At 40.4% G+C, this 16,372-nt stretch carries 17 protein-coding genes; all 17 read right to left on the bottom strand.

What is annotated here, in order from left to right; all coding sequences use genetic code 11:
• Nucleotides 1-74: 74 nt before the first annotated feature.
• Nucleotides 75-1,580, bottom strand: coding sequence for a damage-inducible protein CinA (locus MK482_RS01585; RefSeq protein WP_268717801.1), 1,506 nt, complete (start codon nt 1,578-1,580; stop codon nt 75-77).
• Between the two features lie 194 nt (nt 1,581-1,774).
• Complete coding sequence (gene cls, locus MK482_RS01580; RefSeq protein ID WP_268717800.1) at nt 1,775-3,307, bottom strand: cardiolipin synthase; 1,533 nt, start codon at nt 3,305-3,307, stop codon at nt 1,775-1,777.
• Nucleotides 3,308-3,733: 426 nt separating this feature from the next.
• Complete coding sequence (locus tag MK482_RS01575) at nt 3,734-4,198, bottom strand: SP_0198 family lipoprotein (RefSeq protein WP_125410857.1); 465 nt, start codon at nt 4,196-4,198, stop codon at nt 3,734-3,736.
• A gap of 84 nt (nt 4,199-4,282) precedes the next feature.
• Nucleotides 4,283-5,533 (bottom strand): folylpolyglutamate synthase/dihydrofolate synthase family protein, encoded by a 1,251-nt coding sequence (locus MK482_RS01570; RefSeq protein WP_125410856.1) that lies wholly within the window; start codon nt 5,531-5,533, stop codon nt 4,283-4,285.
• Nucleotides 5,534-5,838: 305 nt separating this feature from the next.
• Entirely contained in the window at nt 5,839-6,144 is a 306-nt protein-coding gene (locus MK482_RS01565) for a DUF1292 domain-containing protein (protein ID WP_000017620.1), read from the bottom strand.
• Nucleotides 6,145-6,159: 15 nt separating this feature from the next.
• Nucleotides 6,160-6,579, bottom strand: a complete 420-nt coding sequence (ruvX, locus tag MK482_RS01560) for a Holliday junction resolvase RuvX (RefSeq protein ID WP_268717799.1) — start codon at nt 6,577-6,579, stop codon at nt 6,160-6,162.
• Nucleotides 6,580-6,582: 3 nt separating this feature from the next.
• Complete coding sequence (locus MK482_RS01555) at nt 6,583-6,849, bottom strand: IreB family regulatory phosphoprotein (protein WP_000507059.1); 267 nt, start codon at nt 6,847-6,849, stop codon at nt 6,583-6,585.
• A gap of 86 nt (nt 6,850-6,935) precedes the next feature.
• Nucleotides 6,936-7,505 carry an SP0191 family lipoprotein gene (locus MK482_RS01550; RefSeq protein WP_153219800.1) on the bottom strand — a complete coding sequence of 190 codons (570 nt, stop codon included), beginning with the start codon at nt 7,503-7,505 and terminating at the stop codon, nt 6,936-6,938.
• A 66-nt stretch (nt 7,506-7,571) separates the two neighbouring features.
• Nucleotides 7,572-7,970, bottom strand: coding sequence for a transcriptional regulator Spx (gene spx / locus MK482_RS01545; RefSeq protein ID WP_000591165.1), 399 nt, complete (start codon nt 7,968-7,970; stop codon nt 7,572-7,574).
• Nucleotides 7,971-8,101: 131 nt separating this feature from the next.
• Nucleotides 8,102-9,163 carry a M24 family metallopeptidase gene (locus MK482_RS01540; protein ID WP_268717798.1) on the bottom strand — a complete coding sequence of 354 codons (1,062 nt, stop codon included), beginning with the start codon at nt 9,161-9,163 and terminating at the stop codon, nt 8,102-8,104.
• Nucleotides 9,156-11,987, bottom strand: coding sequence for an excinuclease ABC subunit UvrA (gene uvrA, locus MK482_RS01535; protein ID WP_268717797.1), 2,832 nt, complete (start codon nt 11,985-11,987; stop codon nt 9,156-9,158). The genes MK482_RS01540 and uvrA overlap by 8 nt, the downstream gene beginning before the upstream one ends.
• A 444-nt stretch (nt 11,988-12,431) precedes the next feature.
• Nucleotides 12,432-12,578: a hypothetical protein gene (locus MK482_RS01530; protein ID WP_268717796.1), complete on the bottom strand. Its 147-nt coding sequence runs from the start codon at nt 12,576-12,578 to the stop codon at nt 12,432-12,434.
• Nucleotides 12,579-12,631: 53 nt separating this feature from the next.
• Nucleotides 12,632-13,024 carry a transcriptional regulator gene (locus MK482_RS01525; protein WP_268717795.1) on the bottom strand — a complete coding sequence of 131 codons (393 nt, stop codon included), beginning with the start codon at nt 13,022-13,024 and terminating at the stop codon, nt 12,632-12,634.
• A gap of 678 nt (nt 13,025-13,702) precedes the next feature.
• Nucleotides 13,703-14,113: a hypothetical protein gene (locus MK482_RS01520; RefSeq protein WP_268717794.1), complete on the bottom strand. Its 411-nt coding sequence runs from the start codon at nt 14,111-14,113 to the stop codon at nt 13,703-13,705.
• Between the two features lie 361 nt (nt 14,114-14,474).
• Nucleotides 14,475-14,978, bottom strand: a complete 504-nt coding sequence (locus MK482_RS01515; protein ID WP_268717793.1) for a hypothetical protein — start codon at nt 14,976-14,978, stop codon at nt 14,475-14,477.
• A gap of 82 nt (nt 14,979-15,060) precedes the next feature.
• Nucleotides 15,061-15,519 carry a hypothetical protein gene (locus MK482_RS01510; protein WP_061864688.1) on the bottom strand — a complete coding sequence of 153 codons (459 nt, stop codon included), beginning with the start codon at nt 15,517-15,519 and terminating at the stop codon, nt 15,061-15,063.
• 24 nt (nt 15,520-15,543) lie between these two features.
• Nucleotides 15,544-16,368: an ATP-binding protein gene (locus MK482_RS01505; RefSeq protein WP_084930652.1), complete on the bottom strand. Its 825-nt coding sequence runs from the start codon at nt 16,366-16,368 to the stop codon at nt 15,544-15,546.
• Nucleotides 16,369-16,372: the final 4 nt, after the last annotated feature.

Below are 16,372 nucleotides of genomic sequence, written 5' to 3'. Positions count from 1 at the left end.
ACTCTAAAAAGAAAAATCAATATCTTGTGTTAAAAATCCTAAAATTTTAAAAAATACACAAGATATTGATTTGATTATTTTAATTTATATAGTTTGAATTCATTCGTATTCGTCTTAACAAGTTCATATTTTTCACTAAGCAAAGTCTCTACATCTGACCACAAAGCCACCTGTTGATTAACCATAATCATCTTCGGTTGATTCTCCTTCAGGTCATTCATAAGCTTGGTTTTATTCTCATCGCTTGCAGTATAGAGAGTTGGGATCATTAAAGAACTTGGTGCTAGACGTTCACTTTCTAGATAAAACTCGGGACGGTTATCCCATGCATATACACGATCTTCAACACTCGTTTCCTTTTTGACGACACTCGCAAGACGGGCTCTTTCTTGATATGCTGATGGATGAAAAACATAACGACTCAAAACGGGTAGAAGCAATAAATAAGCTATTGCAACAAGCGGTAAGTATAAATTACTTTTTAGGAAAGAACCATCGCCATCATTTCTCCGACGACGCTTAACTCTATCCTTACCCTTAATTTCTGTTATAAGGAGTAATATCAAGAATGGAATCAGCAGGACTAAACGTGAACCATACGCTGACTCTTTAGATAAAATCAACATAGATAACACAAGCAGCAATCCTAAACTAGCAACAAGTGATAATGAATATTGCTTGGCTGGTTTTAATTGGAATAAGCCCTTAAAGAGGAGAGTGAGAGAACCAACCCCAATAGCAAGCAATCCGTAGAAAATTGCATTTTCAATCAAAAGATTATTTGCAAACAGACTCACTGCATTTAAGGGGTAAAAAGTTTGACTAATCGCATCACCAAAACTTCCTTGCAAGACCGTAAAATAACCTAAAGGATAAAAGACAAGAGAAAATCCAAGAGCAGCTGCAAAAAATTGATACAATCCATGAACAAATCGATGCTCCGCGACATTAAAACCGAGCAATGCCAAGGCAATCGTAACTACAAATAAAGCTGTAGGCAATGGAGCAAGGAAGAATGCTAGAGCAAAACTCATTCCAAGTCGCAAAAATCCTTTATCACTATCCGGATAAGACAAATACTGCGTCACAATGTGCAAAGAGTAAAATAAAAATGGTAATGCTAGGAAAAGGGCATAACCTCCACCAAAACCAAGTCCTGCAACGAGGAGATAAAATACAAACACAACTTGCTTGGCCTGCTCACTCTGGTCGGTAAGAGTATCTGCTGCTTTAAAAAGGAAAATACCTGCCCCAAACAGAGCCAACCATTCCACAAGAGAAATTAAAACACTCCCTTTCAAAAGATAAGCTACTAAATAATAAAGCAAGCCATTAGTCCCAAAGTAGTCTGTATAAATCTGACCAGTTTGATGCAAGGCCCATCCAATATAAAGGTCCTGGGTCTGCTCAGGGCTCATTAAATTAAAAATAAAAGGTAGGACAACAGAAATCACTGTTGCAATCAAACTTCCAATCAAAATACTAAAAAGCGGAAGCAGAGTTTCCTTTTTTTCTGGTAATGTCCAATCTGGGTAACGAGATTCTTCATAGCTCTCATCTTTTTTTCCATATACATTCATTCATTTTTCCTCCAAGTTTATCTGTTTTAGTATATCAAAATCTTACAGGAATGTCAGCTCGGGATTGATATTTACCTTATACCCTATCTAGAATATCGATTCGTTTGATGCTACAAAAACAACCTAGCCTCCCGAATTGAAAGTCTCCCTTAACCATATAAAAAGATTTAACTCAAGGTCAAATCTTTTTGTTTTTAAAGCATCGGTGCGAATAATTGCACAATTTCTTTGATAAGAGTTTGATACCACCTTGGTTTAATGGTGTGGGAATTGATTTCTCGTGAAACTTGGAAAATTCCTCTAAAATCCTCCGCAATATCCAGAATTGATTGGGTTCGATATAACAACACTGCATTTTCATAGTGATGAACCAAACTACGATAATCAAAATTGATAGTCCCAACGGTTGCTACCTCGCCATCAACGATCATTTGTTTACTGTGAAGGAAACCTGGACTGTATTCGTAAATGCGGACTCCTGCCGAAAGCAGATCCAAGTACGCTCCTCTAGTGACTAATTGGATTACTTTCTTATCTGGAATATAAGGTGTAACAATTCGCACATCTACCCCTCGCAGAGAAGCATTCTTAATACTTTCAGTCAAATCATAGTCAATGATAAGATAAGGGGTCGTAATATAGATATAATCTGTCGCCTGATTGATGAGATTCTGATAAACAGTTTTTCCCACCTGAGCTCGGTAAATGGGTTTAGGTCCGCTACTATATGGTATACAAAAACCTTGACCATCTCTCGGTTGATTCTCAAGGTGATATTGATCGAAATCACTAATTTCCCCACGATTTATATACCAAGTTGCTAAAAAGAGTCTTGTTAAAGCCTTGACCGCTAAACCATCTAAACGGATACCACTATCCTTCCAATATCCAAATCTCTCTACATGATTGATATACTCATCTGCAAGGTTAACACCACCAGTATAGGCAATCTGGCCATCAATAATTAAGATTTTACGGTGATCACGATTGTTATAAGCAACTGTCAAACGGGGAATTACCTTGTTAAACTTATGGGCCTCAATCCCTCTTCCACGAAGTTGAATAGTATAATCACCAGGTAATGTTGCCATACAACCGATATCATCATAAAGCATTTTCACTTCTACACCTTGGGCGACTTTTTCTTCCAAAATCTCTAAAATACTATTCCACATCAAACCTTCTTCTACAATATAATACTCTAAGAAGATGAACTTTTCTGCTTTCCTAAGATCCTCCAGCATCTGTTGCCACATACTTTCTCCAGAAGCAAAAAACTTCGTATCTGTTTGATCATATACATCTGCATTTGTATCCATACTGAGGAGTGATTTAATAACTCCGTAAGCAGATTTGTCTTGTTCCTTTAATTCCAAACGCAAAGCTCTACTGTTATCCTCACGATGAACCATGGATTGCAATTGTTCCAGTTGCTTCATTTCTTTCTTGGACAAACGACGTTCTCCAAACATGATATATAGCAATGGTCCAAACACTGGAACAAAGGCTACTAAAAGCCATGTTACCTTACTTTCCGGATTCATAGAACGATTGACAATCGATACAATAGTCACTAAACTCACTAAAACAACAAGAATAATCCAGATAATAGGCGCCATTTGTCCCAGGTAGAGAAATACACCAAAAACAAGAACTAGCTCAGTCATCATAATGGTAATACTAAAACCATACTTAGACATAAGCAACTGTATTTTTCTAGTTTTCATACATCCCCTTTCTTTTTTATCCTTCTCCCTAACCACCTAGTTAATAGTTGTTTCCATTAGTATACATCAGTTCACAGCTAGATGGCAACAATTTACTCTTTTTCTCCTTGAATTTAGTAGGCATTCGATCAAGTTTACAATCCCAGTACCAGTATGGGAAATCAATATCCTAATCTTACATGATATAAAAAGAGTTTTCAAGATAATCCTTCTTTTTATGATAAGCTCTATTTTCAAATATACCATCCACTTGATTTTATCTTTATAGGAAAGCTCTGATAAAATTAAAATATCCCTAGAAAGGTCGTTAAGGTAGTTTACCCTTGGAATTTCAGTACATTTCAACAAATCTTTTTAGATAATATTTGAGACTTTTAAAACCAAAAAATTCCAATAGAATCTATCGGAATTTTTGATAAATAAGCTTTACTTAGATAAAACGATACGATCTGAAGCGTCTCTATCCATATCGTCAATAATCATCTGATTTCCATTAATTGCATAAATCTTGGCATCATCCCCAATAATCATGCGTTGATTGGCGGCATCGAAGCTAACCTGCTTGATTTCTTGATCTCCGTCAGTTTCTACCTGTGTCCATGTACCAGTTGTTCCAGTTACCACTAAAGTGATACGGTCTCCTTCGTCCTGACCAGTATAAGTTCCATCAATATTAGTTGGTTGGGCTGTAACTGTATTTTGTGAAGAACTTGTTGTTGCCTGGTTTGAATTTTCTGCCGAAGATGAAGCAGCAGGTTGTGATTGCTGAGTTTGTTGAGTTTGCGATTGAGCTGCTGGTTGTTGAACCTGTTGAGCTCTTTGTGAGCAAGCTACTAAGAGACTAAGACTTGCTAGAGAAGCAAGAGAAAGTGTGAATATTTTTAATTTCATGATGAATTTCCTTTCTTCTACCAATTTAGAGAATGTTTCTTCTAACTGGTGGTTCCACTAGTATAACAAGTTCAAAAAAGGAGGTCAATTTATCTGCTCATGGGCCAGCAAGTAGCCCCGTACTTCTGAGATAAAATAGAGAGACCCTGTAATGAATAACAAGTCTTGAGTGTCTGCTCTTTCTTCGAAACTGCTGATAAATTCGCGATAAGAAAGAATTACATCGTAACCTGTTATATCTGTCTCATCTAAAGAACCCTGATAATCAAAGCCAGTTACCTTGAGTTCCACCTGAGGCAAATTCTCAGTCAGATAACCTAACATCCCTTGATAATCCTTACGTTTCAAGGCTCCAAATAAGATTTGAGGACGATAACCTTCCTGCTCTTTTTCTTTGATAAATTCAACCAAGCGGGTCAAGGCAGGGAGGTTATGAGCACCGTCCAAATAAATCTGAGGACGAATACGCTCTAAACGACCAGCCCAATAGGTCTTCTCCAAAGCCTGTCTTACAGCCTGCTCATTAACAACTTCCTTTTCTTCCCTCATAAAGAGAAGAAAAGTTTGCAACGCCAAGGCCGCATTCTCCTGCTGATAAGCTCCTTCTAAACCTATTTTCAGCTGCAAAATATTTAGTAAAGAACTTGAAAAATCACCATTCAACATTGAAAAATCCTGACCTGTCTGATAAAGGTCAACAGCTAAAGATTCGGCTTTTTCCTGACAAACAAGCCTAGCTTCTGAAGACAACTTCGCAATCACTGCCTTCTTACCAGCCTTAAAAATACCAGCTTTCTGCTCTGCGATTGCTTCTAGACTATCGCCCAGAGTCTCCTGATGGTCAAGTCCGATGGAAGTGATGACAGCAATCTCTCCGGTTACCACATTGGTCGTGTCAAGTAAGCCACCAATTCCCACTTCCAGTAGAACCAAATCAACCTCTTGCTCTCTAAAATAAAGAAAAGCAATCAAGGTCAGCAATTCAAAAAAGGACAACTGATCATGGGTTTGCAGAAGCGTTTTCTCCATCTCCTTGACCTGCTCAGCCAAACGAATAAAGTCTATGTCTGCTATAGGTTGCCCGTTAATGCAGATTCGATCATTGATAGAGACGATATGAGGGGAGGTAAAGGACGCAACTTTTTTGCCATGCCCCATAAATAACTCCCTCATAAAAGCAATGGTTGATCCTTTCCCATTAGTCCCAGTGACGTGGATAATAGGGTAAAACTTTTCGGGATTTCCTAACAAATCCACCGCTTGTTGCATTCGCCCCAAACCTGATCGAAAATTCAAACCAATCCGACTGTGAAGCCATTCTTCTACTTCAAACATATATATCTCCTTGACAAAAGTCCAATCAATTACCACATCAAAGCATGATGACTAATAAAAACAAGGCCAGGATTTTCGTCCCGACCTCTAACCTGGTTAGCTAATAACTAGCTACTATGAATATTAACTTGAGCTAAAAACATCCACTTGATGTTCCAACTCTTCCAATTTCTAGGAGTTTTAGTGATACAGTCTCCCAGACTTACTTACGGTCTTTATTTTTAGCGTAAGGGTAAAAACGTCCCCGGACTTACCAGCTCTTTTTTATTTCAAAGAGCTGGGCTAAAAACATCCACTGGATGTTTTTACTCCTCCATAAAGCTGTTGAAGACTTCTTCAATCATGTTCCATTCGTCTTCTGAGTCTTCTGGGATTGGTTGCAATTCGCCTTCTGTTCCATCTTCGTTTTCGATGAATGAGTAAGCTTGGATTTCAACTTGTCCGTCTTCGTCTTCTTCTGCGTTAACTGGTACTAAAAGAACATAGTTTTTACCAAATTCTTCTTTTCCGTCAATCGTCAAAAGGATTTCAAACAAGGTTTCATTTCCTTGCTCATCTACTAGTGTAATTAATTCACGTTCTTCGTGGTCGTGGTTATGATCGTGTGACATAGCCTCTCCTTTGTATTAAAATTTTCTATCTAAATAATTTTGTAAAATCAGCTGAGCTGCTAACTTATCAATGACTTTCTTGCGCTTGTTACGGCTAATATCTGCTTGTTCAATCAACATGCGCTCTGCGGCAACTGTTGTCAAGCGTTCATCTTGATAGTCTACTGGTAAACCAAAAAGCTCTTCTAACTTTGCTCCGTAGGCTTGACTAGCTTCCACGCGCGGTCCGCTTGTATTGTTCATGTTTTTAGGCAAGCCCACTACAAATCGTTCTACCTTGTAAGTATCAACCAACTCTTTAACGCGGTCAAAACCAAATTGGCCTTGTTCCTCATTGATTTGCATGATTTCAAGCCCTTGAGCTGTAAAACCGAGCGGATCGCTAATGGCCACCCCTACCGTTTTTGAACCGACGTCCAATCCCATAATTCTCATAGATTATAGATCGACTCCTTGTCCTTTTAGATAGTAGCGAACCAATTCTTCAACGATTTCATCACGCTCATACTTACGGATTTGATTTCGTGCATTATTATAACGAGGAACGTAGGCAGGGTCTCCACTCAATACGTAACCTACGATTTGGTTAATTGGGTTGTAGCCCTTATCGTTCAACGAAGCATAAACATCAGTCAGAGTTTCGCTAATTTCTTTTTTATTGGAATCGTCCAATTTAAAACGTACTGTTTCTTCAGTAAATCCCATTCTAACACCCTCTTTCCTTAGAATAGTACCATTATAGCATAATTCCTTACGTTCTACAATTCAGGCAGTCTATTTATTTGGATTTTCTACTGTTCTGTCGCGCCATTTGCCAATCTGTCTGCTACATATTGACTCGGTTCATTTTTCAAAAGATTTTCCAAGCCAATATTCTTTAGATATTCAACCTGTGAAGCTTTTTTGATATCTAAAACCTGAAAATCATAAGTAGTTGTTGTTTGAATTTCTGTTTCACTTAGTATCTTCGTCTCAAGTGTAAAACCTGGCAACTTTCGTGCTTCCTGAATCGAGGTATCTTTACCTTCAGCCTCAATGAGGGCTTTTTGAGTAGCCTCTACACCATGCTCAGTTACAAAAGTCTTCAATTCATCGGTAATTGGTCTTTTTTGAACAATAGTCAAACTTAAAAATTGTTTTCCTTTATATGTGACTGTTTGAATCTGCTGACTACCGTCTGTTGACTTTGGTAGCATAAATGTTTTTGTAACTACTGTATTCTTCTCAGCATTCTCTAGGACAGGTAGGGTTGACTGTAACGTTTCAGATTCACTACTAGAGGATGCAGTTGTCGCTTTTTTTTGCCCACATCCAGCAAGCAGGAAAAGTAGTGCAAAACTTGTAATTAGTATTTTTTTCATAATTCCTCACATCATTTTTGAATTAAAAGAGCAAACAAGGCTAGGAAGCACTCCCAGCCTTGATGTTTATAGAGCTGCACGCAAACGTGCTTCTGCATTTTCTACATTACGGACAGAGCGTGGTAGGAAGGCACGAATATCGTCTTCCTTATAGCCAACTTGCAGGCGTTTTTCATCTACAAGGATTGGGCTCTTTAAAATTCTCGGTGTTTCCATAATCAGATTGAGGACTTCATTGACACTCAAATCTTCAATATCCACTCCAAGGGCTTTGGCATAGCGATTTTTAGATGAAACGATGCTGGCTATTCCGTTATCTGTTTTGGTTAGAATATCCAGTAATTCTTCTCTCGTAATTCCTTCTTTACCAAGGTTTTGTTCTTTATAACTTAACTGGTGGGCATTGAGCCAGGTTTTTGCTTTTTTACAGCTAGTACAACTTGAGACTGTATAAATTTTAATCATGTACCTACCCCTTTCGCTACATGTTACTATCAGTTTAGTCTATTATACCATAAAAAACATCCGACTTGCGACCTATTTTTAAATTTTTTTGACTTTTTTCGTCATTTTCGTACTTTTTTCTTGACAAATAACTAAATGACTATCAACTCTTTTGGAGCTAGGGTCAACAATTCACAACCTGTCTCTGTAATCAAGATATCATCCTCGATACGAACACCGTATTTGCCTTCTATATAGATACCTGGTTCATCGGTCAAGGCCATACCTGCCTTAATAGTTTCTGTAGATGTTTGGCTAAAGTATGGTTCCTCATGAATATCCAACCCAATACCGTGTCCGATACCGTGAGTAAAGTAGTCTCCATAACCTGCCTCAATAATAATATCACGAGGGATTTTGTCAAAGTCACGGAAACCTAAGCCAGCCTTAGCCTGGTCAATCAAGGCTTGGTTTGCTTTGAGAACTGTATTGTAAATCTCTGCCTGCTCGTCGCTGACATACCCCAGATAGATAGTTCGTGTCATATCGCTAACATAGTGGTCATAAAGGCAACCGAAGTCCATGGTAATGGCTTCTCCCAGCTCCACTGGTTTGTGCATGGGATGGGCATGGGGTTTAGAAGAGTTGATACCGCTAGCTAGGATAGTGTCAAAAGACAAGCCAGATGCTCCCAACTCACGCATACGGAAGTCAAGGAAGTTGGCAATCTCAATTTCAGTTTTTCCTGGTTTAATAAAGTCAAGCGCATCGCGAAAAGCTTGGTCTGAGATAGAACAAGCCTTGCGAATAGCTGCAATCTCTGCCTCATCCTTAATCATTCGAAGACCTTCAACAAACTGAGTTTGTGGAAGCAAGTCCAAACCTGCAAAAGCTACCTGCATACGGTGATAATAAGAGACTGAAATCTCATCTTCAAAACCGATACGAGACAAGCCCATGTCCTTGACAATTCCTGCAATGACAGCCAATTCATCACGGTCTGCTACAATCTCAAAACCACTGGTTTCTTGCTTGGCCGCAATGATATAGCGAGAGTCCGTCACCAAGACCTGGCGGTCACGGCTAATGAAGACTGTCCCATTTGAACCCCAAAAACCAGTCAAATAATAGACGTTTTTAAGGTTATTGATGATAATGCCATCCAGTTCCTTTTCTTGCATTTTAGTTAGAAATGATTGTACGCGTTTATTCATGATGTAACTTTCCTTTCAAATAATGTCCTGTGTAGCTGGCTTCATTGGCAGCTACTTCTTCTGGAGTTCCTGTTGCGATGATAGTTCCACCACCGACACCGCCCTCAGGTCCCAAATCGATGATATGGTCTGCCGTCTTAATAACATCTAGATTGTGCTCGATGACAAGGACTGTATTGCCATCGTCGACAAAGCGAGCCAGTACCTTAAGCAAGCGAGCGATGTCCTCCGTATGAAGCCCTGTCGTCGGCTCATCCAAAATGTAGAAAGATTTTCCTGTCGAGCGTTTGTGGAGTTCACTAGCCAACTTCATACGCTGGGCCTCCCCCCCAGAAAGGGTGGTAGCTGGTTGCCCTAGCGTTACATAGCCCAGCCCCACATCCTTGATAGTCTGGAGTTTACGTTGAATTTTCGGAATGTGTTGGAAGAACTCAACCGCATCATTGACGGTCATGTCCAAGACCTGCGAGATATTCTTTTCCTTATAGTGAACTTCTAAAGTTTCACTGTTGTAACGAGTCCCGTGGCAGACTTCACAAGCCACGTAAACGTCTGGCAAGAAGTGCATCTCAATCTTGATAATCCCGTCACCCGAGCAGGCTTCGCAACGACCACCCTTGACGTTAAAACTGAAACGCCCCTTCTTGTAGCCTCGAATCTTGGCTTCATTTGTCTGAGCAAAAAGGTCACGTATATCGTCAAAAACTCCTGTATAGGTAGCAGGGTTGGACCTTGGCGTTCGTCCGATAGGACTCTGGTCAATATCAATCAAGCGATCTACATGCTCAATCCCTGTAATCGTTTTGAATTTACCTGGTTTGTCTGAGTTGCGGTTGAGTTTCTGAGCAATGGCTTTTTTGAGGATGCTGTTAATGAGGGTCGATTTCCCTGAACCCGATACCCCTGCCACTGCGATGAATTTTCCTAATGGGAAGCGAGCAGTGACATTTTGCAGGTTGTTCTCACGCGCTCCTGTCACTTCGATAAAACGACCATTTCCCACACGCCGCTCTTCTGGTACTGGAATGGCTCGTTTACCTGACAAGTACTGGCCTGTGATAGACTTGCTATTGCGAGCAACCTGCTTGGGCGTACCTGCGGCGACAATCTCCCCACCAAAAACACCGGCACCGGGACCAACGTCAATCAGGTAATCCGCCTCGCGCATGGTATCTTCGTCGTGTTCCACTACAATGAGAGTATTGCCCAAATCACGCATCTTTTTCAGACTAGCAATCAGGCGGTCATTGTCCCTCTGGTGGAGTCCGATAGATGGCTCGTCTAGGATATAGAGGACGCCTGATAGGTTAGATCCAATCTGGGTTGCCAAACGAATACGCTGACTCTCACCACCTGAAAGGGTACCTGCTGATCGAGATAGGGTCAGATAGTTTAGACCCACGTTGTTGAGGAAGGTTAAACGATCCTTGATTTCCTTGAGAATAGGCCGAGCAATGATGGCTTCATTTTCAGACAAGGTTAACTGGCTCACCAAGTCCAAGTGGTCAGCGATAGACAGGTCTGAAATTTCTCCGATATGTGGCCCTTGCTCGCCACCCACACGGACAGACAAGGCCTGGTCATTGAGACGGTAACCGTGACAGGTTCCACAAGTCAGCTCATTCATGTAGAGACGCATCTGGGTGCGGGTGTAGTCGCTATTGGTTTCATGGTAGCGACGTTTGATATTATTGACAATTCCCTCAAAAGGAATATCGATATCGCGCACGCCACCAAATTCATTCTCATAGTGGAAATGGAATTCCTTGCCATCTGAGCCGTAGAGAATCAAGTTCTTATCCTCTTCTGACAAGTCCTCAAAAGGCTTATCCATATCCACTCCAAAAGCCGTCATGGCCTGCTCTAGCATGTTTGGATAGTAGTTGGATGAGATAGGATTCCAAGGTGCTAGCGCTCCCTCACGTAAGGTTTTGCTGGCATCTGGCACTATCAAATCAGTATCCACCTCCAGCTTGATGCCCAAGCCATCACACTCACTACAAGAACCAAAAGGAGCATTGAATGAGAAGAGACGTGGCTCTAACTCTGGAACAGTAAAGCCACAAACTGGACAGGCATAATGCTCAGAGAACAACAACTCAGAGTCGTCCATGGTGTCGATAATGACATAGCCTTCTGCGATACGAAGGGCAGCCTCAATGGAATCAAAGAGACGACTACGAATGCCCTCCTTGATAACAATACGGTCAACCACGACATCGATATTGTGTTGCTTGCTCTTAGACAACTCTGTCACTTCGGTCACATCATAGACTTCCCCATCCACACGAACACGGACATAACCGTCTTTCTGAACCTTCTCAATAACACTTTTATGTTGCCCTTTTTTCTTGCGGATGACCGGAGCTAAAATTTGCAGGCGCTGGCGTTCTGGCAACTCCAAAACCTTATCCACGATTTGCTCCACCGAAGAAGCTTTGATAGCCCCATGCCCGTTGATACAGTAAGGCGTCCCCACACGTGCGTAGAGGAGACGCAGATAGTCATTGATTTCAGTCGTTGTTCCCACCGTCGAGCGAGGATTTTTACTAGTCGTTTTCTGGTCGATGGAAATAGCTGGGCTGAGACCATCAATAGCATCTACATCAGGCTTCTCCATATTTCCCAAAAACTGACGAGCGTAGGCTGACAAACTCTCCACATAGCGGCGTTGTCCCTCCGCATAGAGGGTATCGAAGGCCAGACTGGACTTCCCTGAACCTGACAAGCCGGTCACAACAACCAACTTGTCTCGCGGAATCTCCACATCAATATTTTTTAAATTATGGGCACGCGCCCCATGAATGACAATTTTATCTTGCATCTTTGTTCTTTCTAGTCCATTATTGCTTACCATTATACCAAAAAAAGTGAGATTCTATTACCCAAAAGGCTGAATTTGTAGTATAATAAAAAACTTCTTATTTTATGTTTCCTTAGGGCTTCCTAACCCTTATATCACGCGCTTTTTAACAAAAAATACTAACATTACTTTTTACTACTTGCTCCCCCAAAGTACGCAAAAAGGGGAGCAAAAAAGCCCCACAAAAGGGCTAAGATTTAACGAGTTCAGCAGGCAAGAAACTAGCACGGTCAAACGTGCTTTTTTTATTGCTGGTTGCTGATAGGTATATTATACCATGAAGCGCGTGGGTTATAAGATTATGACCTCACAAAAGCCTCCAGATTCGTTTCTGAGGGCTTCTAGTTTATCCATGGTGTTTTAATAGGGGGCGAATATGAAGCCTACGCCTACATTTGCCAACATTTATGCTTCTAACTCTTGTAGTAAGGTTAAATCTAAACCATCAAGGTCAAAATCTATGTTTAAATCGATGTCTATATCCATGTTTAAATCTATCTCCATATCCTCTAATTGGATATTCTCCAAATCAATCCAAAAATCTTCAATCATATCATCCCCCCTCACTTAAATCTCAACATTTCTCAACAAAACACCACAAACGCCTACTTATATGCTTCTAGCTCTCCGTTCTGGTGGATTCTCGCAAAGTTTAAGACGGCTATCTGTTTGTATCGGTGATAACTAGTGGAGCTAGTACCTGCCATTTCTACACATTCGCTCATTGTTTTCTTTCTCATATAGCAATAATGGATAATAAAGTATTTTCTGGCTCGGTCGTTCTCTATCTTATTGATATCGTTGGCGAATATCTCCAGCCCCTCACGGATTGCTTTTTCATGCTCACCGCTCAAATTCCACTGATCAGGTAAGATAAGTTTCCAAACCTCTTCGTCTATTGTAACTTGGTTTTCACTCCCTGCCATCCTCTGGAATCTCAGAAAATAAGTCATCCGCTTTCTGACGTTCATCATCGTTTTAAACTTATCCAGCTCCATTAGTTCGCTCCTTTGTGATATAATATTATTGAGATTATAGCTGAGGCGGAGCGCCTTGGCTTTTTTTCGTTTTCTCTATGTTCGCTCTAGCTTCAAATGCTTTCCCGTGAGAAAAAATGTACAATGACGGGTGAAGCTCATAGAAGCGCGTGGGGAGGGAGATAGCCCCCGTATCTCCTTATGGTTTGATAAGCAATTAAGGGATGTTTTTATCTCTCTTATTTCCTTGTCATTCTGCAAGCAATTAAGGCAAGTTATTTCTTTGCTTATCTGTTTATCGTTTTATAAGCAACAAATCCAAAATAACAGACTTTTAAACTGCTCTTATCTCCTTATCATTTGGTAGGAAAATAAGGGGAGTTATTTTAGTTCTTATTCCCCTGTAATTTTGTAAGGAGAAAATCCAAATTAAGGAAGCTAATAAGTCTCCTTATCTCCTTACAGTTTTTCAGGGAGCAAAATCAAAATAAGCGATGTTATTTCCTGTCCTATTCCCTTACCGTTTGACAAGGAGAAAAACGAAAATAAGGAGCTTTTAAATTTATCTTAACTCCCTATCGTTTTGTAAGCAATTAAGAAGGCTTATTGTCGTCCTTATCTGCTTGTCGTTCTGCAAGGAGTAGATCCGAAATAAGAGGGCTAAAAACTTCGCTTATCTGCTTGTCGTTTCTCAGGGAGTTAAGGAGGGTTTTTATTGCTCTTATCTGCTTGATAAATGATAGGGGAATATAGCCACTTTCTCGGCGTTCGCTCGGAGTTCAAGTATATAGACCCTTGCCATTCTTCTGGTTCGCTAAACATACTTTCAGGCAAGCCACAAACTAATACAAGATACTGACACGCGCTATAATCTACCCAAAGCGCTCCATCTTCAGAATGGTTAAAATACTTGTCTGGTAGTGTTCCAAGGTATGCACCATTTTTATATATAGATACCCCACCTTCTCGGCTTGGTAACAGTCCAGTATATCCTCTGCGTAGTCCATGCTTCAAAGCGTTGCTATTGCCATATTTTGGCTTTCTGTTGCCCCTGTTGCCTTTTGCTACTTGGTTGCCTGGTAAAAATCTCCCTCGGCTATCACGTTCCATATTGCATCCTTTCTACGGTGTTCGTTTGGTATTTTTTTTGCCACTACTTCACAAAAACCTCACCTTTTCTAACCCTCGGTAAACCTCTCTACCTTGTGGTAACCTTGGGGTTCTATCACTAGAAAAAAGCCCTGTACCTTTGTAAAACCTTAGTATTTTGAAGTATGTGACCTTGTACTAACCTTGTACTTTTTATATGTAACCTAACCCTTACCTCACCCTTTTTTTGGAACGTTTACCGCACCCTTTTTGGAACGCTCTACTTACTTAAATCCTTGATATATCTAGCTTTTTTAACATTCAAACCGTCTAATATGTAGTATTTGTTCGTTTTGTAAATTGCACACTACTTCATATTGTCTCACAATCTCGAACCATTCAGCCAAAATCTATCTCCTTTTTTAGTATACTTCAAAAACTTCTTATAGTGCTTATGATACCTGTCACGTTTCATATACCTTGGTCTTTCAGGGAAACCATCAAACATATATCTACCACGTCTAGGACTCCACCCTGGTTCTACCTTTCTGGCTTCTTTTAGTGCAAGCTCCCAGTAGTATTGGCAATCCGTTTTACTGCGGTTCAGGGTGTGCTTGTGGATATCTAGACAAGTACCGCAACTAAAATACAAATACCGTTTATAAAGCAACCTGCACCGTCTACCACAATCAGGGCAAAGAAAAAAATATCGATTACCTCCCTTAGTTCCTGCTATTCTGTCTAATTCAAATGACTCTCCACCAAAATCAATCACTAAATTATCCAAATCAATCTCTAAACGTTGACCGTCCAACTCGGCTATACCCTTAGATATTCCTCTCAGCTTCATTGGTTTAGTGATTGTTTCTATTGCTAACTGCCTCATTATTTCCCCCTATATGGAAAAACCCAAAACTATTGGGTTCAGTAGTAGTGAAACCACAAAAAGAGGCAATGCCCCTTTGATACTATTCTTCACTGAGTAAGCCACTTACTACCACATCACGGACAAATTGAGCTTGTTTTTCTTTGGGTAGTTGCAAAGCTTCAAGTAAAGACTCTAGAACTTGCTTGTCAGTTCCTGCAATCAACTTCTTAATGATATTCTGGAATTGTCCTTCCAAGTACTCGCAAAAATGTATCCGCTGTGCTTGTGTCGGCTGCACTGGTACTGGTGAACTATCTGCAATCAACAAGAAGCAGGCTTCCGCGATTTGGGCGAATAACTTTGCACGCGCTTCAGGGTGTCTGTATAACTCATAGGCATTTATGCTAGTGTCTTCCGTCCGGAGCTTCTCACCTAGTTCAATCAGTTTAGGCGTATCTTCAAGACATACTGGTGTTGCATCCGCCATAAAATCATCACGTTTGCGATTGAGTTCCTCCAGTTCCTGATCTGCCTGTTCAAAGTATGTTTGTTCTGTCATGTTGTTTTTCTCCTTTTTCTCCGGCTAAAAATTGCGCTTCATCCTCTTATCTTTAATGTCTGTAATAATAAATACGTTCCCCTCTGATTGTTTTCCAATGCGACTGACTAGCTTATCATTATAGATTCTGGCCAGCTCTTTTCCGTTGTGATTAGTGTTGATGATAGTTGTGTCTCGCTTATCAAAAATCTTGAAAAGAAAGGCCTGTACCCAATTATTAGCTTCATTTTTTTGGCTGTTCATAACGCTTTCTGTTCCTAAATCATCAATAAAGAGATAGTCAACCTCAGTCAGCAACTTCAAGGCGTCATACTCTGTAAAATCACTCTGTCTATATTGCCAACCTGACTGAATGCGCGTGATAATCTCAGTAATACTGACAAAAAGCACACTCTTAGGCTCATTCCTAGACTTATAGCCCTCGTTAATGGCTTTGGCCATAGAATAGCATAAATGACTTTTGCCAGTACCTGGATTGCCCATAATTAGCGTGTTTCCTGTCATACCGTTTAGGTACTCCTTAGCTTGTTTGATAGCAAACTCCTTAGCCTCGTGTTCCTCTTGTGTCTCGGCTTTGAAAGTGCTAAAAGAGGCCTCTCTCAGCTCATTTGATACCGTACTTTCACGCGCTAGCACATCATAGGTTGAAGAATCCAGATCATGGCCTAGGGCTTTTTCTATGCCCTCTAGCTCCGTCTGTTTGATGTTCTCCCTAGTGCATTCCATACAGTAGGGTGATGTATAACCATCTGGCTTTTTGAATTGTACTAGGTTAATCTGATGAGTTGGGCAAAGCTCATCAGTGACCTTTATTTTTTCATTGAGCTGGTCTATATTCAGTAATTCCATTGTT

This window comes from Streptococcus mitis (assembly GCF_026782865.1).
In the GTDB taxonomy this organism is placed as follows: domain Bacteria; phylum Bacillota; class Bacilli; order Lactobacillales; family Streptococcaceae; genus Streptococcus; species Streptococcus mitis_CG.
The sequence above is the reverse complement of the archived record's forward strand: the minus strand, read 5'-3'. Positions and strand labels throughout refer to the sequence as shown.